This window comes from Sphingomonas sp. QA11 (assembly GCF_028473665.1).
GTDB lineage: Bacteria > Pseudomonadota > Alphaproteobacteria > Sphingomonadales > Sphingomonadaceae > Sphingomonas > Sphingomonas phytovorans.
On sequence record NZ_CP098774.1, the window covers coordinates 4,187,605 to 4,211,631 of the forward strand.

Consider the following 24,027-nt stretch of genomic DNA (forward strand, 5'->3'; position numbering starts at 1 on the left):
CTAACATATCAGTTGCATGTCGCAACCAATTCTCAGGTGCGTGACGCGAGACAGCGTGGTCGCGCTGTGGCAGACTCCCGTCGCTGCGGAACCGGGGAGGCGCGCGTGACGGTCATCTTGTTCATCGCCGCGGTCGCGCTTGGGATCGTGCTTGAGCGCGTCATCGCCCGAGTCCGGCGGCTCGAACGCCGCGTTTCCGACCTGCAGGACCGGTTGATCCGGTTCGATCCCGGCCTGACGACCGATCGCCGTCCGCGCGACGACGAGAACCCCGCACCTCAAAGCACCGCGCCTGCGGAGCCGTGGCGCCCAGCAACGATCGTGCTGGCGCAGGCCGCCACCGCGCCGCCAACCATCGCCCACCCTTCCGAACTGGAACCCGTGCCTGCTGAGTCAGCGCCTGCCGCGCCGGAACCAGCCGTGCCGGATCCGGTCGAGGAGGTGCCAACCGCCCATGACGACACGATTCCCCGCCGCGAGCCGATCCGCCTCAGCTTCGAGAATATCGTCGGCGGCAAGCTGCCGATCTGGATCGGCGGCGCCGCGCTTGTGCTCTCCGCCTTCTTCCTGGTGCGCTATTCGATCGAGAACGGCCTGCTCGGCCCCGCCGCCCGCACGATCATCGCCGGACTGTTCGGGCTGATCCTGGTCGCCGCGAGCGAAGTTGCACGTCGCCTCCCCGCCACCCGCGACGACGAACGGATCGGGCAGGTGCTGTCGGGGGCGGGAATCGCGAGCCTGTACGGCACCCTCTATATCGCGGCGCAGCTCTATCACCTGCTCTGCGCGGCCCCGGCCTTTGCGATCATGGTCGCGGTTACCGCAGCCGGCCTAGGCCTCGCGTTGCGACATGGTCCGCCCACCGCGATCATGGCCCTGATCGGCGGCTTTGCGGCGCCACTCGTCTCCAGCTTCGATCCAGGCAATATCGGGCCGTTGCTCATCTATCTCGGGCTACTCGTCGCGGCGCTGTTTGGGCTGGCGATCCGGCGCGGCTGGGTATGGCTGGCGATCGCCGCATGCGGTGGCGGCTTCGCCTGGATAAATATCCTGGTCGCAGCGGTTTCCGGGCATGCGCTGGCCGGCGTGGGCGGCTTTGTCGTACTGCTCGCGATCGGCGCAACGCTGGCGCTGCCCCGCACCGGCGCGGCACGCCCCTGGCTTCTTGTGCTGCCGCTGGTCGCCGGGCTGGTCCAGTTGCTGATCCTCGCGCCGGCGCTCGATTTCGGGCCCCTTGCCTGGGGGCTGTATCTGCTGCTGAGTGCAGCCGCCCTGTGGCTCGGATCGCGCGACGACGCGCTAGCACCGGGCGGTGCCGCGGCGCTCGTTCTCGTCCTGGCCCTGCTCGGCATCGCGCTCGCGGCGGACAATCCGACCAGCGCACCGCTGGCGGCCCTGGCCACCGCTCTGCTGTTCGGCATTGCCGGTCATCTTTTCGCGCGGCGAAGCGTGCTCTGGGCAGGAATCGCACTTGGCGCCACGGCCGGGCCGGTCCTGCTGGTGCTTGGCCTGGCACACGACCTGCTGACGTCGCCGTCCTGGGCGGCCCTGCTGATGCTGGCGGCGCTGGCCGGAGGGTCGCTGAGCTGGCGCGCGCGGGACGAAGCGGAGGATACACCACGATGGTCAGCCGCGCTTACGGGCGGCGCAGCGCTGGCGGCGCTGTTGCTTGGCCTCGCCATGGCCGAACTCATCGCACCGCCATGGTGCTGGTGCGCCTGGCTCATCATCGCCGTCGCGCTTGCGGCATGGGCGCGACGCACCCGCGATTCCCTGATCGGCTATCTTGCCTTCGCCCCGGTAGCGACGACGATGGCCGCGATGGCCCTTGATACGCGGACTACCGGCTATGCGCGGAGCATCTTCCTTCCCGAACCGACACCGACGATTCTCGATCTCGCCACGATCGGCCTGCTGCCCGCCTGCCTGCTTGCCGCATGCGCCTGGCTGCTGCTGCCCGGAAGGGCACGCACGGCATTCGGCTGGATCGCGCTCGCCTGGTCGCTCGGCTTCGTTCCGGCGTTGTTGCCGGCACCGTGGCATACGCCCGGACTCGCAACGGCGACCGCAGCGCTGATCCTGTGCCGTCCGGCCCCACGTCCCTGGGCGATTGCCGCCGGGACCGTCACTTTTGCATTCGCCATCCCGTTGCTCGGCAAGCTGCTATGGTTGCTGGGCTTGTCGCTCGCTGGCGACCCGCTGCCCTATCTCGCCTTACCGCCGCTCCTGACGGTGCTGCGCGAGCTGACGCTGCCCGGCACATTGATCGGCGTCGCCTTGTGGTACGGGCCGGCATTGCCCGACCCATGGCGGATACGCACCATCGCGGTGCTCGCCGCAATCGGAACCATCACCGTCTACGCGCTGGCCAAGGCGCCGCTGGCCATCGCCGACACGCCGCGCTTTGAAATGCTGGGCATGCTCGAACGCGTCGCCATCACCCAGATCTTCTTTGCCGCCGCGTGGATCGCCGCACGATACCGGCAGGACATCGCCCGCGCCCTGCTGATCGTCGCACTGGCCCGGTTCGTCTGGTTCGACCTTGCCATCCTCAATCCCGCATTCGTGCCCCAGGCAGTCGGCACGATCCCGCTGTTGAACCTGGCGACGCTCGACGCCGCATTAGTCGCCGCATGGCTCTGGCCACGGCGCGGCGATCGGTGGTGGCGAGGTGCCATGCTGGCCGCCGTCGCCGTGGCGGTCGCGGCGACCGTTCGCCAGGCAACGCATGGCGGCATCCTCACCGGGCCGATCGGGCGGACCGAAAACTGGCTGTATTCCGCCGCCTTTCTCGGCCTCGCGCTGGTCTGGCTGGCCCATGGCATCCGCCGCAACCTCGACGATTTCCGCGTCGTCGGGCTTGGGCTGCTGGTCGCGGTGACGCTCAAGGTGTTCCTGATCGATGCCGCAGTCCTTGAGGGGATATTGCGCATCCTGTCCCTGCTTGGCCTCGGCGTCGCGCTGATCGCGATCGGCTGGGCGTATCGCCGGTTCGTCGGGGTTCAGAGCCTGAGCACATAGCCCTTTTGCGGCGGGGCGCGGCCGGCCACCTGCTCGCGCCACACCCGTTGCAGCGCCTCCGCGCCTGTGCCTTTCTCGACGCTTACCCAGGTTTCCGCCTCGGCGACGAAGCCTGCCCAGCGTTCGGCCAGAGCGGCATTGAACGCCTCCGGGCCGATTTCGCCGATCAGCGCGGTTGCAGCATCGGGCGCGAAGAACCAGACCGGCGCGGGGCCGGGCAGTTCCCCCGTCTCGCCGCCTTCGTCATGGTGAGTCACCCCGACACGCAGCACATAGGAGAGCTGCCCGGGCAACTGATCGTACACGGCGTGAAGCAACGCCGCGTTGCCGGCGAAATCGACCAGCACCGCGCCGCCTTCGACCGCCAGCCCGTCAAGCGAATCATAGCCGATGACCTCGTCATACAGGCCGGTCTCCTGCACGAAGGCGATATTGCCGGGGCTCGTCAGCCCGATCCGCCGCACCGCCGGGCTGTCCGCCCGCGCGACATACGCCGCAGCCATCGCTGTCTTGCTCGACGCACTGGTTACGATCAGCGTGGTCGCACCATGCCAGCCAGCCCGGCGCAACTGATCGCCGATCAGGAAGCTGGTGGTAAACAGCGGCGCGAACAGCATCCGCGCATCCTCCCGCACCGGATCGTGCGCCGGATCGGCGGCAAGGCGGCGATACTGGTTGTAGATCGGGCTCATCGGCTGGCGATGCGCCGCCATGTCGCGAAAGCCGTCCGACGCGACCTTGCCCGGCTGGACGATCAGGTGCGAGGCCATCGGCAGATAGCCATAGAGTCGCTCGCCGACCGCGATCTCGGGGTGCCGTGACGAGACGACCCGCGCATGCCCCCACACGGGCACGATTCCCCAGCTCTCCGGCGCGGGGAAGAAATTCCAATAAGCGAGCTGGTCCCCCACCACTGCATAGGTGACGTTGTTGGCGGTCACCGCGAACGCCTCGATCTCGAGCAGGATCTCGCCGTCCCTGGGCTCACTCACCAGCGTTTCGTTGATCGCAGTCTGAGTCAGATCGCCGCGCCGGACCATCATCTCGCGCTTCACGGGCATGCCGGTCTCCCTCGCGCCGCCCCACCGGCGCGGCGCGCATCATGATCGGCGAAGCGGCCGGGCGCCAGCCCCGTTGCAGGTCATTCCGGCTGAAAAAGGACGAGCCTTGTCCCGGTGGCGCGTTTGGGGGATAAACGGAAACCGATCTGGTTAGGAGTCGGCAATGATCACCGCGATCCGCGAAGTCCGCCGCGCCAAGGGACTGACCCTGGACGATGTCGCCCACCGTTGCGTGCCGCCGACCACCGCGCAGACGATCGGTCGGCTGGAAACCGGCACCCGCACCGTTTCGGTCGGCTGGCTCAACCGCATCGCCGATGCCCTTGGCGTCACCGCCGCCGACCTGGTCAAGCTGCCCGAGCGCGCCGACATCCCGGTCGCGGCCGTGCTTGACACCAGCGGCGCACACGCGCCGAAACGCCCGGCGACTGTCGTCCCGCCGCTGCCGGCGCCAGGCCTGGTTGCTGTCACCATCACCACCGGGATCGGCGACTATCGCGCCGGCGACGAATTATGGTGCGAGACGCTGGCCCCCGGCGGCTATGCTCAGGCGCTCAACCGCGACGTACTGGTGCCGCGCCCGGCGGGCCGCTTCCTGTTCGGGCGGCTGATCGGGCGGGAGGAAGGCAGGCTGCAGATCCTGCCGCTAGGCGCGGGAGCGCGGCAGCAGGTCGTCGCCGACCCGCCCTGGATCGCCCGGGCGGTACGGCTGCTCAGATCACTATGAGCTCAAAAACCTAATCCTCGCCGCGCTGCTCGCGCGTTGCCCTGGCTTCCTCGGCAAGCGCCTCCAGCTCAGTCCGATAAGCGGCGATTCGCCGCATCTCGCCGGGCTCGGCTTCGTTCGCATTGGCGCCGGCGATCAACTCGTCGACGAAATCGCTGTCCGGAAGCCGGGCAAGAAGTTCGGCGATCACGTGCCGGTGCGCCAAGCGGACACCGTCCAGCGAGATGACGTGACCCATGAAATTTTCCAGCAGCTTGTTCAGCCGCTCGTCCGGTGTGGCCATGGTGATTGCCTCCTGTTCATATGCACCGGCCGCGCCGCGCGGGCAGATCGCGCGCCCTCGCGCTCGGGGAGGGGATGGTGGGCGATGACGGGCTCGAACCGCCGACATTCTCGGTGTAAACGAGACGCTCTACCAACTGAGCTAATCGCCCCTCCCAAAAGGATTTCGCGCCGGGAGAACCGGTGATTCGGAAATCGCGTCCTGGAGCGGTCCCCGTTGCCATCGCCCGCGGCGATGGGCAAGCCTCAAGCGACAGGTCCGCCGCGCTTCACCGCCATGAAATAGTCGCGCATCCCGTCATGCGCCTTTGGCGACAGCGCCATGAAGGCGCGGCGCTTGTCGAAGGGATCGGCGTGGCGGACGAACACCCCGGCCTCGGTCATCTTCGCGATCCAGCGCAGCGCCGTGGTCGGCGCGACCGCGGCGGCGATGCACAGGCTTGAGACCGAGACCTGAGTCTGTTCGAGCTCGGCTGCGAACAGATCGAGCAGCATGTCCCAGGCGGGGTCCTCGAACAGCCCGCGCTCGAAGAACTGGTCGCGCAGCCGGCGGGCGCGAATCACTTCGCGTACATCACGCGCGATAACCGGCGTCGATTCGCCGTCCGGCACCGCGTCATAATCGCCCGCACGGCCCTTGAGGCCGGGCAGGAGCGGCTCGCCATCTTCTTCTCCACTCAACCGGGCGATGATCTCGGCGATCCGGGCAATCTCCTTCTGCATCCGGCGCAAGCGCGCCGAATCGGAATCGCGCCGCGAATCCTGGAGCCGCCCGGTGGGCGGCATCAGCGCGACGGCGAGCGCGGCGACGCGATCGGCGAGCGACGGTGCGCAGAGCAGGTCGACATGGCCGCCGAACAGATACGCCGAGACCAGATCGATCTGGTGCGGAGCCAGCGCGACGACGACACGGGCGTCGATGGCCCGCACCAGTGTCTCGACATGAGGCAGCACGGCGGCAAGCGTCTCGTCGGGAATGTCCTCGGCTTCGATCATCACGAGGCCAAGCACGTTCTGCTGGCCGAGATGCTCCGCTGCATCATGCCAGTCGACACGGCCGAGCGCCCGGCCGCCAGCCAGCGCAATCGCCTCGAGCGCGGCCAAAGCCTCTGCGCCCTCGTCGGCGACGATCAGCGCCGGCACGGTCATGGCGTAGGTTGCCTCCTTCGCCGAATGGATCATTGTCCCCACCATCACGCGATCCGGTTGCCCCCTCGGCCCGGAGTCCCGCAAAAATACTCTTTCAGGCGGAATGGGTTAGCCATAGGTACATCCATAATGGACGGGAAAGCGAGAATATCGTCCAGAGGCAGGCGCTCACGATGCAAAAATACCGGCCAAAATGGATGCATCATCTGAATGAACCCTCGGTTCCGGATCAATCGAGCGACTTGACGATCTCCTCGACCATCTTCTTCGCGTCAGCCAGCAGCATCATGGTGTTGTCTTGGTAGAAGACATCGTTATCGACGCCGGCATAGCCGACTCCGCCCATGCTGCGCTTGATGAACAGCACGGTCTTGGCCTTGTTCACGTCGAACACCGGCATGCCGTAGATCGGCGAGGACTTGTCGGTCTTGGCTGCCGGATTGACCACGTCGTTGGCGCCGATGATGAACGCGACGTCGGTCTGGGCGAACTCGCTGTTGATGTCCTCGAGCTCGAACACCTCGTCATAAGGTACGTTGGCCTCGGCGAGCAGCACGTTCATGTGGCCGGGCATGCGCCCCGCGACCGGATGGATCGCATATTTCACCCGGACACCGTGCTCCTTCAGCTTGTCGGCCATCTCGCGCAGCACATGCTGCGCCTGGGCAACCGCCATGCCGTAGCCGGGGACGATGATGACCTGTTCCGCCTGGCTCATCAGGAAGGCGGCGTCTTCGGCCGAGCCGCGCTTCCACGGCCGGTCGGTCGCCGTCGCCGCGCCGCCGCCCGAGCTGTCGCCGCCGAACCCGCCCGCGATCACGCTGATGAAGCTTCGGTTCATCGCCCGGCACATGATGTAGGACAGAATCGCACCCGACGATCCGACCAGCGCGCCGGTGATGATCATCGCGGTGTTGTGCAGCGTGAAGCCCATCGCCGCCGCCGCCCAGCCCGAATAGCTGTTGAGCATCGACACCACGACCGGCATGTCCGCGCCGCCGATCGGGATGATCAGCAGGAAGCCGATCGCGAAGCTGAGCAGCGTCACGGTCCAAAAGATCCACGGGCTCTGGTCCTGGGTGAACCAGGCGATCAGCCCGAGGATGCCGGCCAGCACGCTGAGATTGATGACATGGCGCCCCGGCAGCATGATCGGCTTGCCGCCCATATTGCCGTTGAGCTTCAGGAAGGCGATCACCGAGCCGGAGAAAGTGATCGCGCCGATCGCCACGCCGAGCCCCATCTCGATCCGGCTGACCGTCAATATCTCGCCATCGGTGCCGGCAATGCCGAACGCCTCTGGATTGAGGAACGCCGCCACCCCGACCAGCACCGCCGCCATGCCGACCAGCGAATGGAAGGCGGCGACAAGCTGCGGCATGTCGGTCATCGCGATCTTCCGCGCGGTGACCACGCCGATCGCGGCACCGATCGCGATCGCGACCAGGATTTCCGGCAGCGAGGCGATCTCATGAGTGAACAGCGTCGTGCCCACGGCAAGCGCCATGCCGATCATGCCATAGCGATTGCCCTGCCGCGAGCTCGCCGGAGACGACAGGCCGCGCAACGCCAGGATGAAGCAGACGCCCGAAATCAGGTAGGCCAGCGCTACCCAGGGATTGACCGGTGCTGCTTCATGCATGTGATAAACCCCCAAAAACCTCGTGCCGCTCACTTGGCGACGGGCTTTTCCTTCTTCTTGTACATGGCGAGCATCCGCTCGGTGACGGCGAACCCGCCGAAGATGTTCACGCTGGCCAGCACCACCGCGAGCAGCCCCAGCCATTTCGACGAGGCCGATCCGCCCGCCGCCGCCGAACTCGCGATCAGTGCGCCGACGATGATGACCGACGAAATCGCGTTGGTCACCGCCATTAGCGGCGTATGCAGTGCGGGCGTGACCGACCAGACGACATAATAGCCCACGAAACAGGCCATGACGAAGATTGACAGGATTGAGATGAAGTCCATTGTTAGCCCCTAGCGATCGAGTTTCTGCGCGAGGAAAGTCTGCAGCCCACGCATGTCGTCGTTGCGCCCTACCCTGAATTCGATCGGTTCGTGGCCGGACAAGTAGATCTTGATCTCCGCATCAAGGTCGAATGTCCCTGCCGTCTCTATCGCGAAAGCGGTGATCGAACGATACGGCACCGTCAGGAACTCGCGCTTGCTCCCGGTGATGCCCTGTACGTTGATGTACAGCACTCGCCAGTTGGTGAAGGCGATATAGTCGCGAATGGTCTTGTAGACATAGGAGACGGTTTCACCCTCGGTCAGCGCCTCGCGATGCTTCTCGATCAATTCGCGCGGGTCGGCGGCCGTGGCGTTCAGGATACCCATCAGCTTCCACGCAACGCAGGCGCCAAGCGCTTCGCTGTCATGCGAGCAGCCGCTGGTTCACGACGGCGCCACCCTGCGTCAGCCGGATCGCGTCGCCGATCTCCGCGTCGAGCATCGGCTTGCCCGCTTCCTTGTCCCAGAAGGCGCTGAGGAAGTTGAACAGGTTGCGGGAGAACAGCGCCGAGGCATCGGCCGCCAGCCGGCCCGGCACGTTGCGGTGTCCGACGATCTTCACACCCGAAACGGTGACGATCTCCCCAGCGACCGCGCCCTCGACATTGCCGCCTTGCTCGACCGCGAGGTCGACGATCACGCTGCCCGGCTTCATCGACGCAACCTGCGCCGCCGAGATCAGCCGGGGCGCCGGGCGCCCCGGGATCAACGCCGTGGTGATGACGATGTCCTGCTTGGCGATATGGCCCGAGACCAGCTCAGCCTGCGCTGCCTGGTATTCGGGGCTCATCTCGCCGGCATAGCCGCCCGATCCCTCGCCCTCGATGCCGGCGACATTCTCGACGAAGATCGGCTTCGCGCCGAGCGACTGGATCTGCTCCTTCGTCGCCGAGCGCACATCGGTCGCCGAGACCTGCGCGCCCAGCCGCCGAGCGGTGGCGATCGCCTGCAGGCCGGCAACGCCGACGCCCATCACGAACACCCGCGCTGCCGACACGGTGCCGGCTGCCGTCATCATCATGGGGAAGACGCGGCCATATTCCCCCGCCGCGTCGAGCACCGCCTTGTACCCGGCAAGGTTCGACTGCGAGGACAGGATATCCATCGACTGGGCGCGCGTGATGCGCGGCATGAATTCCATCGCCAGCGCCTCATAGCCGCCTGCCGCATAGGCATCGACCCGCGCACGCTCCCCGAACGGGTTGAGGCTCGCGACGATCCAGGCACCGGGCGCCGCGCCGCCGAGGCTTGCCGGATCGGGACCCTGCACGCCGAACACGATGTCGGCGCCCTTCAGCGTCTCGTCCCGCGTGCCGACCGCCGCGCCAGCCGCAGCATAGTCCGCGTCGGCGCAGGACGCGGACTCGCCCGCCCCTGCCTCGACCGCCATTTCGGCGCCCAGCGCGATGAATTTCTTGACCGTTTCGGGGGTCGCGGCAACGCGGCTTTCCCCTGCGGCCTGCTCCTTGAGGACCGCGATCTTCACCCGGCGCTACTTGCCGGAGATCAGCCAGATCACCAGCGCGGCGATCAGGAAGCAGGCAATGGCGCCCCATTTCAGGAGACCGATCACCTTGTGATACGTCTCTTCGTGAAACTTGATATCGCCGTTTCCGGCCATCGGTCGTCCCCTGCCTGTAACTCTGTGCAGGCTGCTTAGCGGGCAGTGCGCTGTCCCTCAAGTCCCGCCTTGGGGCGTTTAAGGCCGCTTTTACACCTAAGGCCTATGGTTACCGCTTGGACCGGGACGATTGGACAAGCGGAATGACGCGCAACGGACAGCGGCTGTTGATGCTGATCGATGACGAACCGGCGCAGCGCCGCCTTGTCGCGGCGCTCGCCGCGCGGCGTGGATGGCGCGCGGTGTTCGCCAATGACGGCGAGATGGCGATCGCCATGCTCGGCACGCAGGACGGCATGCAGCTCGACGCGATCCTGCTCGATCACTGGGCGCCGGACGCGGACGCGACCGCGCTGATCACCGAGATCCGCCAGCGCCGCCCGGCACTGCCCCTGCTGATGCTGACCGCGAACGGTTCCGTGGCACATGCCGTCGCGGCCATGCGCGCGGGCGCCAGCGACTTCCTGGTCAAGCCGCTCGCGCCCGAACGCCTGCTCTGCGCGCTCGACGCCGCCGTCGCCGGCAAGGCAGCCGGCGAGTTGCGCCCGCTGACCGAGAAGATCCCCGCCCTGCTCGCCTTCGACGAGATCGTCGGCTCGGCCCCCGATTTCCGCGCCGCGCTCGCCATCGCCGCCAAGGCCGCCCGCGCGCGTGTTCCGGTGCTGATCGAGGGCGAAAGCGGCGTCGGCAAGGAAGTGGTAGCCGAAGCGATCCACGCCGCCTCCCCGCGCGGCAAGAAGCCGATGGTTGCCGTCAATTGCGGGGCGATCCCCGCCAACCTCGTCGAATCCGAATTGTTCGGGCATGAAAAAGGCGCCTTCACCGGCGCGTTCGAACGCAAGATCGGCCGGTTCCAGGAAGCTGACGGCGGCACCCTGTTCCTCGATGAGATTGGCGAGATGCCGCTGGAGGCGCAGGTCAAGCTGCTCCGCGTGCTTCAATCGGGTGAGATTCAGCCGATCGGCGCGCGCCACACCCGCGAGGTCGATGTGCGGGTTATCGCGGCGACCAACAAGCGCCTGATCGAGGAAGTCGAGGCCGACCGCTTTCGCGAGGATCTCTATTACCGCCTCAACGTCGTCCAGGTAACGATCCCGCCCCTGCGCGAACGCACCGGCGACATCCCGGCGCTCGCGCGCCATCTGCTTGCGCGAATCGCGGAGCAGCCGGGCCTGCGGGAACTGGGCATCACCGATGACGCGCTGGCACTGCTGGGCAAATATGACTGGCCGGGCAATGTCCGGCAGCTCCAGAATGCCCTGTTCCGCGCCGCCGTTCTCTGCGACGGCGACGCGCTGACCAGGCTCGATTTCCCGCAGATCGCGGCGCTCGGCTCACAGCGCCACACCACGCCCGGTCCGTCGCCCATGGCGACCAGCGGCGGCGTCACCCTGTTCCACGCCGACGGCAATCTGCGCGCGCTCGAGGAGATCGAGGCAGATGTGATCCGCCTCGCCATCGGCCATTATCGCGGCCGCATGACCGAAGTGGCACGGCGGCTGGGGATCGGCCGGTCGACGCTGTACCGCAAGCTCGGCGAGCTTGGGATCGACAACGCGGCCTGAGCAGCCGCGCCTCCTCCAGTCCGCTATCCGGTCGTGTCAGCGTTGCGCCACCAGCGCCGCGTCCTTCAGCCCGCGCCACACCCGCAGCGCCTGCACCGTTTCCGCAACGTCATGAACGCGGAGCAACTGGATGCCTGCCTCGACTCCCCTGAGCGCCAGCGCGATCGACCCGCCGAGCCGCTGGTCGGCCGGGGCCTCATTCGACAGCGCGCCGATCATCCGCTTGCGGCTCGCGCCGAGCATGATCGGGCAACCCAGGCCGTGGAACAGCGCCAGTCCGTTAAGCAGCGCCAGATTGTCCTGCAGCGACTTGCCGAAGCCGATACCGGGATCGACGATGATCCCCGCCCGATCGACGCCGGCCGCGGCCACTACCGCAACGCGCGCCTCCAGCCAGTCGAACACCTCGGTCAGCACGTCGCGATAGCCTTCGCCGCCATGTGGCCCCTTTTTCGGGTCGGGCGAGTGCATCAGGATCACTGGACACCCGGCGCGGACGACGACATCGAGCGCACGGTCGTCCCACAACAAGGCCGCCACATCGTTGACGATCGCGGCACCGGCGGCAAGCGCCGCCTCCATCACCGCCGCCTTGCGGGTATCCACCGAGATCAGCGTGCCGCTCTTCGCCAGCCGCTCGATCACGGGCACCACGCGCTTAGCCTCGTCGCCTTCCCAGACGAGCGGTGCCCCGGGCCGGGTCGATTCGCCCCCGACATCGATCAGCGCGGCACCTTTGATGGCGAAATCGAACCCGGCTTCGGCGGCTGTCTCATCGACATTCCTGCCGCCGTCCGAGAAACTGTCCGGCGTCACGTTCAGGATGCCAGCGACCGAAGGCTGGTCGAAGCGGAGGACACGCTCGCCCAGCGTCAGGGCGGGGCGCGGCGCGGTAATCCGCGCGTGGAGTTGCGCTGCGCGTTCACTCTGCCCGGCGAGGGTCGCCTCGAACTCGGCGATCGGCACCGTGCGGCGCTTGCCGACCTCGATCACCTCATAGGCCGAGAACCACGTCATCCCGCCCGCCAGCCGCGCCACCTCGCCGTCGCGACCGACCGGCGTATCGACGAACTGGACGGGGCGGAGGTGGAGCGCGTTGGTCATGTCTCTTCCTTCCTCATGCCGGACCTGTTCCGGCATCCGCCGTTCCGCAAATAATGCGCGATCGATTCTTGCGGCACGGTGGCCCCGGAACAAGTCCGGGGTGACGGAGAGGATCAGGGTTGCGTCGCCAGCAGATATTCCTGCCGCAGCGCGTCGATCGGCTTCAGCCCCTCGGGCGTCTCATAGTGCCAGAAAGTCCAGCCATTGCAGGCCGGCGCGTTCTGCAACGTCGCGCCGAGCTTGTGAATCGATCCGGTCGCGTCGCCGCTCATGACTGAACCATCGGCGCGAACCGTCACGCGGAAGCGGCGTTTCGCATCGGTGAGCACCGCCCCGGCCGTCAGCATGCCGTTCTCGACGATCGTCCCGAACGCGACGCGCGGGGCGGCCTTGGGCGACTGCATCGTCACCAGCGCTGATTCATCGAGCGGCAGCGCCGCCTCGATCCGCTCGAGCGCGGCGGCGCAATAACCCGCCTCGCGCTCGATGCCGATCCAGCGCCGGCCGAGCCGCTTCGCCACCGCGCCCGTCGTGCCGGTGCCGAAGAACGGGTCGAGCACCACGTCCCCCGGCTTGGTGCAGGCGAGCAGGATTCGGTAGATCAGCGCCTCGGGCTTCTGGGTCGGGTGGACCTTCACACCGTCGCGCTTGAGCCGCTCCTGCCCGCCGCAAATCGGGAATTCCCAGTCGCTGCGCATCTGAAGCTCGTCGTTCAGCGTCTTCATGCTGCGATAGTTGAAGGTGTAGCGTGCCTTCTCGCCCATCGACGCCCAGATCAGCGTTTCGTGCGCGTTGGTGAAGCGCGTCCCCTTGAAGTTCGGCATCGGATTGGCCTTGCGCCACACGATATCGTTGAGGATCCAGTAGCCCAGATCCTGGATCGCGCTGCCGACCTTGAAGATGTTGTGATAGCTGCCGATCACCCAGATCGCGCCATTGTCCTTCAGGATGCGCTTCGCCTCGGCCAGCCAGGCACGGGTGAACATGTCATAGGCATTCAGCGAATCGAACTTGTCCCAGTCGTCGGTGACGGCGTCGACATGACTGCCGTCCGGCCGGCTGAGATCGCCGCCGAGCTGGAGGTTATAGGGCGGGTCGGCGAAGATCAGGTCGACCGACTTCGCCGGCAGGGCGCGCATCGCGGAGATGCAATCCTGCATGATGATGCTGTCGAGCGGCAGCCCGGCATGCGCCCGCTGTTCCGTCGCCGGCTCAGCCGCACGCGCCTTAACCTTCTCGATCACACCCATCACTAGCTACCCCCGTTGAAGAGCGGCGCATCCCTGCGGATGTACGGACTCGGGTCAAGCAGAGTTTAGTTAACGAGAATGCCTGCCAAATCGTTAACAAACCGGAACATTTTAGGAAGTTGCCCAGATATTGAGTCGAGTTATCCACAGGGGCTCAATCCATGGTGTGTGGCCTAAAAGACTCACAAATCCAGATACGGGCTAAAAATCGAGCCAGGCCTGGGCGACCGGGGCGAAGCTGCGCCGGTGAAGCGGTGTAGGGCCATGAGCACGCAGCGCATCAAGATGCGTGCGGCAGCCATAGCCCTTGTTCGAGTGCCATCCGTACTGCGGATGCGATTCGGCATGAGCGATCATGATGGTGTCGCGGGTGTGCTTGGCGATGATCGACGCAGCGGCGATCGACAGCGAGATCGCATCGCCCGAGACGATCGCGGTCGCCTGGTGTGTCCAGCGCGGCAGGCGATTGCCGTCCACCAGCACATGACCGGGCGACTGGCCGAGCGCCTCGACCGCCAAGGTCATCGCCTTCATCGTCGCCCAGTAGATGTTGAGCCGGTCGATCTCGTCAGCCTCGACGATTCCGACCCCGACCATGGCACAGGCGCGCAACCGGTCATGCAGCCGGCCGCGCTCGGTGGCGCTAAGCTTCTTCGAATCATCGATCCCGCGCGGAATGCCCTTGGCAGGCAGGATTACCGCCGCCGCCACGACCGGCCCGGCCAGCGGCCCACGTCCTGCTTCGTCCACGCCGGCGACCGGCGCGAGGCAGAGCTTTTCATGCTTGAGCGAGGGCCGCGTCACGGCAGCCGCCATGCCGGAAAGCGGCGATTCTCGCCAGCCTGGTAGAGGCAGAGTGCATTGCCGGCGGGATCGGCGAGCCGCGCCTCGCGCCAGCCCCAGCTCTCCGCCACGGGATCGGAAATGACGATACCGGCTTCGCGCACCCGCACGACCATCGCGTCCAGATCCACGCATTCGAAGAACATCACCGGCCTGCCCGCGATCTCGTCAGCCGTCTCGATCGACAGGGTGCCGCCGCCAGCACTCTCGAACCGGGCGTAGCGCGGCGCTGACTCAACGATCTGGCGCAGGCCGAGCAGGCGATAAAAGGCAGCGCTCGCCTCGTAGTCCGCAAGCGGCACGGTGATCTGGTTGAGCATCGCCCCGCCGAGATCGCCGTCGAGCCGCACCGCCTGATGTCCCATCGGACCATGGCCGCCGCCGAAGCCGGGCGCCTCACGCAGGGCAAGCCTGACGAACACCCGTGCCCGCGCGACTGAATCCGCCAGCGTCATACCCCGCCCCAGGCCGGTCGCGATGGCGCTCGCCAGGGTGCAACCGGTGCCATGGCTATGACGCGTCTCGATTCGCGGATCGGCCCAGCGGATTTCGCCGCCATCGGCGAGCAGCAGGCGGTCGACCACCTCGTCGCCGTCGCCATGCCCCCCTTTCACCAGCAGCGCGCCCGTGGCCCGGCGAACCGCGGCCTCCCCGCCCAGCACCTCGAGCTCGGGCAGGTTCGGCGTGGTCACGGTGGCGATCCGCATCAGCCGGGCGAACGCCGCAATCGTCGCCGCGTCGGAGAGGACGGCACCGCTGGTCGCCACCATCACCGGATCGAACACGATCGACGCGCCCGGCATCGCCTCCAATCGGTCAGCCACCGCGTTCGCTGTCTCGGCCGATCCGATCATCCCAATCTTCACCGCGTCCACGCCGATATCGGAGACGACGGCATCGATCTGCGCCAACACCATGTCGGTCGGGACCGGGTGAACGCCCTGCACGCCAAGCGTGTTCTGCGCGGTGATCGCGGTGATCGCCGTCATCGCATGCCCGCCGAGCATGGTGACGGCCTTGATATCAGCCTGGATGCCGGCACCGCCGCCCGAATCGGAGCCGGCAATGATGAGGATGCGGGGGGTCACGCCGCGGCGCCTGCTTCACCGTCACCCCGGACTCGTTCCGGGGTCGGTCCCGCAGGCCAGCAGGCCGAAAAGCAGATGGAACGGTGGATGCCGGAACACGTCCGGCATGACGTTATGGCGTGGGGCAACATCACGCCCGCCCCTTGAATTTCCGCTCCGTCGACGCCGGATAGCGCTCCAGCGCCTCGTCCACCCGTGCCGGCCGGTCCATCAGTTCGCCGCCGCAATTGGGGCAGCGATCGTCCATCGCCTCGGCGCACGGCGCGCAGAAGGTGCATTCGAACGAGCAGATGAACGCGCCTGCCTCGTCGGCGGGCAGCTCGGCGCCGCAGCGTTCGCAATCGGGGCGCATCTCAAGCATCGGAACTCCTCTCTCCGGTCATTTCGAACGAAGGGTTGGTACGATTCACCTTACGCAGCCGCCACGCGCACCGCGTCGCAGATCCGGTCAACCACGCGCTCGACTTGCGCCGGATCGTCGCCCTCGGCCATCACCCGGATCACCGGCTCAGTCCCGGAGGGCCGGATCACCAGCCGGCCCTTGCCCTCAAGTTCGGCCTCGACCTCGGCGATCACTGCCTTCACCGCCTCGGCTTCGAGCGGCTTGCCACCCTTGAAGCGGACATTCTTCAACAGCTGCGGCAGCGGCTCGAACCGGTGCAGCAGCTCGCTCGCCGGGATGCCGCTCTCGACCAGTTCGGCCAGGATCTGCAGCGCCGCGACCAGGCCGTCGCCGGTCGTCGCATAGTCCGACAGGATGATGTGGCCCGATTGCTCGCCCCCGACATTGTACCCCTGCGCCCGCATCGCCTCGAGCACATAGCGGTCGCCGACCTGGGTGCGAATGAGCTTGATCCCCTGAGTCGCGAGATGCCGCTCCAACCCGAGGTTCGACATCACCGTCGCGACCAGCCCGCCATTGGCCAGCCGGCCCCGCCGCGCCCAGCCGCTCGCGATCGTCGCCATCAGCTGGTCGCCGTCGACGACACGCCCCTGCTCGTCGACCACGATCAGCCGGTCCGCGTCGCCGTCCAGCGCGATGCCGATCGCCGCGCCCGAGGCCACCACCGTCTCGCACAGGACCTGCGGCGCGGTCGAGCCGACGCCGTCGTTGATGTTCTTGCCGTTGGGCGTGGTGCCGATCGCGATCACCTCGGCGCCGAGCTCCCACAGCGCCGAGGGCGCGACTTGGTACGCGGCGCCATTGGCGCAATCGACCACGATCTTGAGGCCGTCGAGCCGCAGATGTTCAGGAAAGGTCGATTTGGCGAAGTGGATGTAGCGCCCGCGCGCATCCTCGACGCGGCGGGCCCGGCCGATATCGGGCGACGGTGCCAGCGGCACCTCGCCGTCGATCAGCGCCTCGATCGCCAGTTCGTCGGCATCGGACAGCTTGTAGCCGTCGGGCCCGAACAGCTTGATGCCGTTATCGGCATAGGGATTGTGGCTGGCCGAGATCATCACGCCCAGATCGGCGCGCATCGACTGAGTCAGCATCGCGACCGCCGGCGTCGGCATCGGGCCGACCAGCACCACGTCCATGCCAACGCTGGTGAAGCCGGCGACCATCGCATTCTCGATCATGTAACCCGAGAGGCGCGTGTCCTTGCCGATCACCACGCGGTGCTTGTGGTCGCCGCGCACGAAATGCGCGCCGGCCGCCATGCCGACCTTCATCGCCATCGCCGCCGTCATCGGGGAGACATTGGTCGCCCCGCGAATACCGTCGGTGCCGAAATATTTTCTTGCCATGCCCGCGTGTCCGATCCGCCTGTGTGCCCCGCGCCTCCCGGTATCGAAAACCGGTTCCCACTTTTCCGGGAAGCGCTATGCCGTCTGTTTGTCGTAGCGGCGTGATAGCGCCGGATAGATCGAAGGGCGAGCATGTCGCAAGCAACCCGCATTCTCCTTGCCCTTGTCCTGGGTCTCGCCATCGGCGTCGGTCTCGCGACCTTGTCGCCGACCACGGCCGAAGACGGGCTTGTCGTGGCGCAGCCGATCGGCACCGCCTGGCTCAACGCGCTTCAGATGACGATCGTCCCGCTGGTCGTATCGCTGCTCATTACCGGTGTCGCCGCGACCGCCGAAGCGGCCCGCGCCGGACGGGTCGCCGGCCGCGCGCTTGGCCTGTTCATCGGCCTGTTGTGGTTCTTCTCCGCCTTCGCCGCGATCCTCACGCCCTTGCTGCTTGGCTGGTTCCCGCTTCCGACCGATGCCGCGACCGCGTTGCGGGCCGCGCTCGGCGCGACGGCGCCGGTCGGCCCGGTGCCGCCCTTCGCCGATTTCATCGTCTCGATCGTGCCGACCAATCCCGTCACCGCCGCGGCCACCAACGCCTTCCTGCCACTGATCGTCTTCACCATGGTGTTCGCCTTCGCGCTCACCCGACTGCCCGCCGAGTCGCGCGAATTGCTGACGAAATTCTTCCAGGCGGTCGCCGATGTCATGCTGATCATCATCGGCTGGATATTGTGGCTTGCCCCGATCGGCGTGCTGGCGCTGGCCTATGTCGTCGGCGCGAAAGCCGGCACCGCGGCGTTCGGCGCGCTGCTTCATTATGTCGTGATCATCTCGTTGATCGGCATCCTGGTGTGGATCGCGGCCTACCCGATCGGCGCGATCGGCGGGCGGATCGGCCTCGTCCGCTTCGCCCGCGCGACCGGCCCGGCCCAGGCAGTGGCGATCAGCACGCAATCCTCGCTTGCCTCACTGCCCGCGATGCTGCGCGGCGCCGAAGGACTTGGCGTGCCCGTCGCGACCTCCGGCGTCGTGCTGCCGCTCGCCGTCGCGATCTTCCGCGTCACCGGGCCGCCGATGAACCTCGCGGTGGCGATCTATGTCGCCTACTGGTTCGGCGTGCCGCTCGGCCCGGCGCAGCTCACCGCCGGAGTCGCCGTCGCCGCGATCACCACCATGGGCGCGGTCAGCCTGCCCGGCCAGATCAGCTTCGTCACCTCGATCGCGCCGATCTGCATCGCGATGGGCGTGCCCGTCGCCCCGCTCGGCCTGCTGGTGGCGGTCGAGACGATCCCCGACATCTTCCGCACGCTGGGGAATGTGACGATGGACCTGGCGACGACGGTGACCGTATCGGCACGCAGCGGCAAAGTCCCCGAGACGGAAGGGGATGCGTTGCTTCGGGCATAGACGGAACCGATCCTCCATAAGGGCTGTTTCATGCCCGATACGAAAATGCCCGATACGAAAATGGAGGTCACGACGTGGGAAAAGGCTGTCTGCTCTGGGCGATCGGCGTACCGATCCCCGTCATCATCATCCTGTACCTGCTGTTCGGCCACTAAGGCGGATCGACATTCAGAACCGACCCGTCGGCCGCCCAAAGATGATGGTTCGCGCAGAGGCGCGGAGGACGCTGAGAAGCTGCAGCCAGCAGTTCGGGCGGTTTGCAATGACAAGCAGGTTCGCAAACAGACAGAGTACGAGCGCCCGATGATCGAGTTCATATCAGCTCAGCGTCCTCCGCGCCTCTGCGCGACCCTTCTCCGCGCCAACGGGAATGTCGACCCGACGTAGAACACAGCCGCCGGGGTCGAGGATCGACGCAGCGAAACCGACAAGTCGCGCCGTTTTTCCCCATCGTTGCGCCAGAAATTTTTACCGCTGTTATGTTGGATTTCGAGTCAGAATTTCTGATTGTTTTTCAATATCTTGCTGGCCACTTTCCCTGTTATCGAATAATGAGGTGGAACAGGGGTAAATCGGGACGATAACAGCGGACTATTCCGCTGTTATCGCCGGAAACGGAGACGCGAATTCCCCTGCGATCTTCAAGCTGAGAAAGAGCGAGACAGTGCCGGAACTGCGCGCCGCCCGATGCTACGCTGGCATGGTCCGACGCGTCATTGAATCGAACGCCCCAGCACCGGTCCGGCGCTGGACCACCCTGTGTAAACCCGTTCCGTTCTTGCCAAGCAGCCATCGAGCTTGTGGAGTGGCGTATCGAGGGACAAGTGTCATGCGCTCAACCGTACCTCGATACGAGCCCTCCACTCGGCACGAACGGATTGGGTGGGTCCGATGCGCTCGGCGGGCTAAGCCCGGCTCAGCGCCGCCGACCAGGCATAGCCGCGATACAGTGGCTGGAATGTCGCACTCAGCCCTTGCGCGGCAGCGGCGGCCTGCACCGCCGACCACAGCTTCGCACGCGGCGACACATCGAACTTGGCCAGCCACGCGAGCAACAACCTGTGGAAGGCGCGTGGCAGCCCTTCCTGCTGGCCGAAATCGACGATGTCGAGCCGCCCGCCCGGCGCAACCTTTCCCGCGCCCTCACGGATCGCGCCAAGCCAGTCGGGGATCATCGACAGCGTATAGCTCTGGAACACCCGGTCGAACTGCGCCGTGCCGAACAGCGCCTGCGCGTCGAACGCGGTCGCATCGCCCTGCGCGAAGACGATCCTGTCGGCGAGCCCGGCCTTCGCAACGTTCTTGCGCGCCGTCTCAAGCATCGCCTCCGAGATATCGATCCCGAAATAGCGTGCGTTCGGCCACGCCCTGGCCGCGACGATCAGGTTGCGCCCGGTGCCGCAGCCGATCTCGATCACGCTGCCGCCCGGCGGGGGCGCCAGCTCGCGGATCAGCCGGTCGCGGCCGAGCAGATAATATTTGCGGGTCAGGTCGTAGAAATGGCGCTGCGTCCGGTAGATCGCATCCATATGCCCCGCATGGCCGCCGTCCATGCTCAGGCTGCGTCGCCCAGCACGTAGAGATGCACGCCGCCATAAATCGAGGAACGATCGCGCCGGGTGTAATCCAGCGAATCCTCGGCGCGGTAGTCCCAGCGGCCCAGCACCGCGTCCGGCACCCGGCCGGGCAGGATCGTCGCGGTGCCCGCCGTGCGGAACAACACGCGCGCGCCGGGCTTCGCCGTCCGCGTGATCTCGGTCCACAGGTCGGTCAGCTGCTCGTCGGTCATCCAGTCCTGCGCGTCGAGCAGGATATAGCGGTCGAGCGAGGCGTTCTGCCGGCCGCGCAGATAATCGGTGAAGTTGATGTGGCGCACCTCGATCCGGTCGACGCGCTCGACGATCTCTTCGTAATGCTCGCGCTGGAGATAGGGCGGCAGCGGCGCCGAAGGGCCATCGCCATAACCGCGGTTGAACGCCTGCCAGGCGAAATAATTGTCCTTCAGGTCGAAATCGCAGGCGAGCTTCTCAAGCCGCTCGCGCAGCACCGTCGCCATCTTCTCGTCGCCGGCCAGCGCCTCATATTGCGCCGGCGGGATGCCAAGGCCGAACAGCGACGCCGGCTGGTCGGTAAGCCAGCGGATGAAGCCCTTGTCGAACATCGGCGCAAAGTGGCGATCGAAGATCTCGCGCTGCTCCTCGATCGAGTTGGCCTTGAGCAGCACTTTGGGGTTCAATCCGTTCAGCCGCGCCAGGATATGGGCGACGCTGATGAAATTGCCCAGTAGCCCGCGCTTGTACACGCCGCGCGCGAAGCCTCCGATGCGACGGCGGCCGATCATGTCGCGCCCCTCCCAGTAGCGCCGCGTCGTCTCGTCGAGATGCGGTCGCACATGGGTGCGATAGGCGAGGATGTTGGCGCGGCTGTTAGCGTTGCCGAAGAAGCGGTGGAACGCCTCATATCCGGGCAGGCGCCGCGCCGCGACCAGCTTGAGCTTGTTGAGCGCGATATGCGCCGTGTTCAGGTCGACCGCGGTGATCGCGCGCGGATTGGCCGTCAGATACGACAGGACGTTGCAGCCGCCCGAGGCGATGGTGACGACATGGCTGTCGGGCGTGATCGCCAGCGCCTCCATGTCGACCGCCGGGTCCTCCCAGATCTGCGCGTAGACGAGGCCGCGGAACGCGAAGGTGAAGGCGCGTTCGAGCAGGCCCTGCTTCGACAGGTGATCGTGCCGGTGCACGGCGGCGCGCACCGCATTGTTCTTGGACGCATTGGGCGATCGATCGGCGATGGCCATGGGAATACTCTCCTGCGGACCTGAAACAGGCGGGGCCCACGCCCCGCTAGGACAATCCGATGACGCTTCCATGACGAGCTTGCGTCGAAATGAAAAGGACCTGCCGGCGAAGGGGGCCGGCAGGTCCGGTACGCACGGCACCGCAAAGGAGGGGGAATGGCGGCGCCTGGTTACTCGCCTTTCGCTTGGGAAGGAAAGACAAAGGCTAATACGCGCGTGGAGTCCGCTCGGATGCATACCCGCGCATATTTTTTCTGATCAGGGCATCATCACCGTGTCGATGACATGGATCACGCCGTTCGACTGGATCACGTTCGCGATGGTGATCCTGCCCTTATGGCCCTTGGCGTCCTCGATCGCCCAGCCCGTGCCGCTCTTCATGAAGGTCAGCGTGCCGCCCTGGACGGTGGCATAGGTCGCCTTGCCCATATGCGCCCTCGCCTTGGCCGCGATATCGGCCGCGGTGATGCGGCCGGGCACCACATGATAGGTCAGCACGCTGGTCAGCGTGCCCTTGTTCTCGGGCTTCAGCAGCGTCTCGACGGTACCCTTCGGCAGTTTGGCGAAGGCAGCGTTGGTCGGCGCGAAGACGGTGAAGGGGCCAGGCCCGGACAGGGTGTCGACCAGCCCGGCGGCCTTCACCGCGGCGACCAGGGTAGTGTGATCCTTCGAATTGACCGCGTTCTCGACGATGTTCCTGGTCGGATACATCGCCGCCCCGCCAACCATCGGATTGGTCTGGGCACTGCTTATTGAAGCGCCACTCACCGCGACGGCGGCAGCGACGATGGCGATTCGGACGGATCGGTGCATGGATGCTCTCCTGTACGGGCGCCCGGCTGGGGCGCGGTACAGATACGGCCGGACTCCGATAAGGACGCAGGCGCGCCGGTATCAAACTTGCGAGAGGGCACCCGTCGCGACGACCGGGCCGGTCGGCAAGCCGGTCGGCGAGCCGCCGATCGGCTCGAGCGACACCGCTAGAGTCGCCCCCGCGGCAAGCCGCGCGCGATTGGCGCTGTTGACCGCGAGGGAAGATCCGCCGGCCGAGCGCAGCAGGCCAAGCGAATGCGGCACGCCGTCGCCGCCGATCACCCACAATTCGGCGCTGCGATTGGCGTCGGCAAGCGCCGCCGCGGTAAGGCGCAATGCCCCCGAGCCCGGATCATAGACCGCGGTCACCGGCGTTCCCTTCTCGACCGGATCGATCGAGGCGACGAGCATCTTCGCCGGCACCGCGGCGACCGGCGCGGTCGGCGTCGCAGCCGGCCGGACCGGATGCGGCACATAGCTGATCGGACGCAGCACCACGAAGAGCAGCAGGGCGGCGGCCGCGACGCTTGAGACGCCTGCTATCGCCGGCCAGAAGAAGTGGCGCCGCGGCGGCGTCGGGACGGCCATGGCGGCCGGCCCGTCGATCGACCATTCGACCCGCTCGAGCACGCCAGCGGGCGCGGGGATCGCCGGCCAGAGATCGAACAATTGCGCAAGATGGCCGCGCCACCGCTCGACATCCTGCGCGAAACCGGTCTCGGCAAGCACCCGGCGCAACGCGCGCGAGCGCTCCTCGCCCTCGAGCAGTCCCAAAGCGAGTTCGGCCGCGGCCATGTCGGGCGTGTCGTCCAGGGTGCGATCGTCGCTCACCGGTCGAGACACTCCCTGAGCTTGGCAAGACCGCGCCTGACCCAGCTCTTCATCGTGCCGAGCGGCACGGATTCACGTTCGGCGAGTTCGGCATAGGTCACGCCGTCGAAAAAGGCGGTACGGATCGCGCCGCGCTGGCGCTCCTCAAGCCCTTCGAGGCATCCGTGGAGCCGGTGCGCCTCCTCGTCTGCCGCCAGCGTCTCGCTGACCAGCGGGGCTTCGTCCGCAATCGGCGGCGCGTCCTCGATCGGGGTCGACCGGCGGATGCCCTGCGCGCGGCGCCAGTCGATCGCGCGGTTGCGCGCGATCGTGGCGAGCCACGTTATCGGGCTCGCGCGGTGCGGCTCATAGGCGCCCGCCCGTTTCCAGATCGTCAGATACACGTCGTGCAACACATCTTCAGCCGCCTGCCTTTCGCCGCAGATACGGTAGCAGATGCCGAAAAGCTTCGCGGAGGTGAGCGAATAAAGATCGCGAAAGGCACCGCGATCCTCATGCCCGGTAAGGACCAGCGCCTCGACCAGCCGAAGGCGGGCATCGCCTGCGGACCGTAGCTGGGGTACTTGGGGCAAATCCGTCACATCCCGAGGCTAGCCTGCGCGGGAGGGCGCGGCAATCCCACGCTCTCCCAATCGGTTATTTCTCGGCTGGCGCTGATAGCTGAGCTTCGCGCCGCAACCGACTCTAGCCTGTAGCGTTCGCCGCGCGCTTT

General features: G+C 66.6%; 23 protein-coding genes and 1 tRNA gene. 4 read left to right on the forward strand and 20 right to left on the reverse strand.

What is annotated here, in order from left to right:
- The first annotated feature begins 105 nt into the window (after positions 1 to 105).
- The gene (locus NDN01_RS19310) at positions 106 to 3,021 is read left to right on the forward strand and encodes a DUF2339 domain-containing protein (protein WP_272623391.1); all 2,916 of its coding nucleotides are present in this window, start codon (positions 106 to 108) and stop codon (positions 3,019 to 3,021) included.
- Here the strand turns inward: NDN01_RS19310 and NDN01_RS19315 are convergent.
- A complete protein-coding gene (locus tag NDN01_RS19315; RefSeq protein ID WP_272623392.1) occupies positions 3,003 to 4,082 on the reverse strand; it encodes a DUF2855 family protein in 1,080 nt (359 codons plus the stop codon). The two genes, NDN01_RS19310 and NDN01_RS19315, sit on opposite strands and share 19 nt — an antisense overlap.
- Before the next feature lie 163 nt (positions 4,083 to 4,245).
- Between NDN01_RS19315 and NDN01_RS19320 the strand changes: the two genes are divergently transcribed.
- Complete coding sequence (locus tag NDN01_RS19320; RefSeq protein WP_272623393.1) at positions 4,246 to 4,809, forward strand: helix-turn-helix domain-containing protein; 564 nt, start codon at positions 4,246 to 4,248, stop codon at positions 4,807 to 4,809.
- A gap of 10 nt (positions 4,810 to 4,819) precedes the next feature.
- On the opposite strand, the gene NDN01_RS19325 is transcribed toward NDN01_RS19320, so the two are convergent.
- The 8 genes from NDN01_RS19325 to NDN01_RS19360 form a co-directional block, all read right to left on the reverse strand.
- Positions 4,820 to 5,092 (reverse strand): hypothetical protein, encoded by a 273-nt coding sequence (locus NDN01_RS19325; protein ID WP_272623394.1) that lies wholly within the window; start codon positions 5,090 to 5,092, stop codon positions 4,820 to 4,822.
- Positions 5,093 to 5,167: 75 nt separating this feature from the next.
- Positions 5,168 to 5,243, reverse strand: a tRNA-Val gene (locus NDN01_RS19330).
- Positions 5,244 to 5,337: 94 nt separating this feature from the next.
- Positions 5,338 to 6,273 carry a hypothetical protein gene (locus tag NDN01_RS19335; RefSeq protein ID WP_272623395.1) on the reverse strand — a complete coding sequence of 312 codons (936 nt, stop codon included), beginning with the start codon at positions 6,271 to 6,273 and terminating at the stop codon, positions 5,338 to 5,340.
- Between the two features lie 196 nt (positions 6,274 to 6,469).
- On the reverse strand, positions 6,470 to 7,882 hold the full coding sequence (locus NDN01_RS19340; protein WP_272623396.1) for an NAD(P)(+) transhydrogenase (Re/Si-specific) subunit beta: 1,413 nt from the start codon (positions 7,880 to 7,882) through the stop codon (positions 6,470 to 6,472).
- A gap of 29 nt (positions 7,883 to 7,911) precedes the next feature.
- A complete protein-coding gene (locus tag NDN01_RS19345; protein WP_272623397.1) occupies positions 7,912 to 8,211 on the reverse strand; it encodes a proton-translocating transhydrogenase family protein in 300 nt (99 codons plus the stop codon).
- A 9-nt stretch (positions 8,212 to 8,220) separates the two neighbouring features.
- Positions 8,221 to 8,580, reverse strand: coding sequence for a PH domain-containing protein (locus NDN01_RS19350; protein ID WP_272623398.1), 360 nt, complete (start codon positions 8,578 to 8,580; stop codon positions 8,221 to 8,223).
- Positions 8,581 to 8,617: 37 nt separating this feature from the next.
- Positions 8,618 to 9,739 (reverse strand): NAD(P) transhydrogenase subunit alpha, encoded by a 1,122-nt coding sequence (locus NDN01_RS19355; RefSeq protein ID WP_272623400.1) that lies wholly within the window; start codon positions 9,737 to 9,739, stop codon positions 8,618 to 8,620.
- Positions 9,740 to 9,745: 6 nt separating this feature from the next.
- Entirely contained in the window at positions 9,746 to 9,874 is a 129-nt protein-coding gene (locus NDN01_RS19360; protein WP_272623402.1) for an aa3-type cytochrome c oxidase subunit IV, read from the reverse strand.
- Positions 9,875 to 10,017: 143 nt separating this feature from the next.
- Between NDN01_RS19360 and NDN01_RS19365 the strand changes: the two genes are divergently transcribed.
- On the forward strand, positions 10,018 to 11,439 hold the full coding sequence (locus NDN01_RS19365) for a sigma-54-dependent transcriptional regulator (RefSeq protein ID WP_272623404.1): 1,422 nt from the start codon (positions 10,018 to 10,020) through the stop codon (positions 11,437 to 11,439).
- A 36-nt stretch (positions 11,440 to 11,475) separates the two neighbouring features.
- On the opposite strand, the gene folP is transcribed toward NDN01_RS19365, so the two are convergent.
- The 6 genes from folP to glmM all read right to left on the reverse strand — a co-directional run bounded on the left by folP (position 11,476) and on the right by glmM (position 17,476).
- The gene (gene folP, locus NDN01_RS19370; protein ID WP_272623405.1) at positions 11,476 to 12,543 is read right to left on the reverse strand and encodes a dihydropteroate synthase; all 1,068 of its coding nucleotides are present in this window, start codon (positions 12,541 to 12,543) and stop codon (positions 11,476 to 11,478) included.
- A gap of 113 nt (positions 12,544 to 12,656) precedes the next feature.
- Positions 12,657 to 13,793 carry a site-specific DNA-methyltransferase gene (locus tag NDN01_RS19375; RefSeq protein WP_272623406.1) on the reverse strand — a complete coding sequence of 379 codons (1,137 nt, stop codon included), beginning with the start codon at positions 13,791 to 13,793 and terminating at the stop codon, positions 12,657 to 12,659.
- Positions 13,794 to 13,994: 201 nt separating this feature from the next.
- Positions 13,995 to 14,609 (reverse strand): ribonuclease HII, encoded by a 615-nt coding sequence (locus tag NDN01_RS19380; protein ID WP_272623408.1) that lies wholly within the window; start codon positions 14,607 to 14,609, stop codon positions 13,995 to 13,997.
- On the reverse strand, positions 14,594 to 15,724 hold the full coding sequence (gene thiD, locus NDN01_RS19385; protein ID WP_272623410.1) for a bifunctional hydroxymethylpyrimidine kinase/phosphomethylpyrimidine kinase: 1,131 nt from the start codon (positions 15,722 to 15,724) through the stop codon (positions 14,594 to 14,596). Before thiD ends, NDN01_RS19380 begins: the two co-directional genes overlap by 16 nt.
- A gap of 130 nt (positions 15,725 to 15,854) precedes the next feature.
- Positions 15,855 to 16,085, reverse strand: coding sequence for a DUF1272 domain-containing protein (locus tag NDN01_RS19390; RefSeq protein ID WP_272623412.1), 231 nt, complete (start codon positions 16,083 to 16,085; stop codon positions 15,855 to 15,857).
- A gap of 50 nt (positions 16,086 to 16,135) precedes the next feature.
- On the reverse strand, positions 16,136 to 17,476 hold the full coding sequence (gene glmM / locus NDN01_RS19395; protein ID WP_272623414.1) for a phosphoglucosamine mutase: 1,341 nt from the start codon (positions 17,474 to 17,476) through the stop codon (positions 16,136 to 16,138).
- Between the two features lie 132 nt (positions 17,477 to 17,608).
- Here glmM and NDN01_RS19400 point away from each other — a divergent pair, with 132 nt between their 5' ends.
- Complete coding sequence (locus NDN01_RS19400) at positions 17,609 to 18,871, forward strand: dicarboxylate/amino acid:cation symporter (RefSeq protein WP_272623416.1); 1,263 nt, start codon at positions 17,609 to 17,611, stop codon at positions 18,869 to 18,871.
- Positions 18,872 to 19,776: 905 nt separating this feature from the next.
- Here NDN01_RS19400 and NDN01_RS19405 read toward each other — a convergent pair.
- The 5 genes from NDN01_RS19405 to NDN01_RS19425 all read right to left on the reverse strand — a co-directional run bounded on the left by NDN01_RS19405 (position 19,777) and on the right by NDN01_RS19425 (position 23,896).
- Positions 19,777 to 20,424, reverse strand: coding sequence for a class I SAM-dependent methyltransferase (locus NDN01_RS19405; protein ID WP_272623418.1), 648 nt, complete (start codon positions 20,422 to 20,424; stop codon positions 19,777 to 19,779).
- Positions 20,425 to 20,426: 2 nt separating this feature from the next.
- Positions 20,427 to 21,671 carry a DUF3419 family protein gene (locus tag NDN01_RS19410; protein WP_272623420.1) on the reverse strand — a complete coding sequence of 415 codons (1,245 nt, stop codon included), beginning with the start codon at positions 21,669 to 21,671 and terminating at the stop codon, positions 20,427 to 20,429.
- Positions 21,672 to 21,929: 258 nt separating this feature from the next.
- Positions 21,930 to 22,484: a fasciclin domain-containing protein gene (locus NDN01_RS19415; protein ID WP_272623422.1), complete on the reverse strand. Its 555-nt coding sequence runs from the start codon at positions 22,482 to 22,484 to the stop codon at positions 21,930 to 21,932.
- An 81-nt stretch (positions 22,485 to 22,565) separates the two neighbouring features.
- Entirely contained in the window at positions 22,566 to 23,315 is a 750-nt protein-coding gene (locus NDN01_RS19420) for an anti-sigma factor (RefSeq protein ID WP_272623423.1), read from the reverse strand.
- Positions 23,312 to 23,896 (reverse strand): sigma-70 family RNA polymerase sigma factor, encoded by a 585-nt coding sequence (locus NDN01_RS19425; protein WP_272623425.1) that lies wholly within the window; start codon positions 23,894 to 23,896, stop codon positions 23,312 to 23,314. Before NDN01_RS19425 ends, NDN01_RS19420 begins: the two co-directional genes overlap by 4 nt.
- Positions 23,897 to 24,027: the final 131 nt, after the last annotated feature.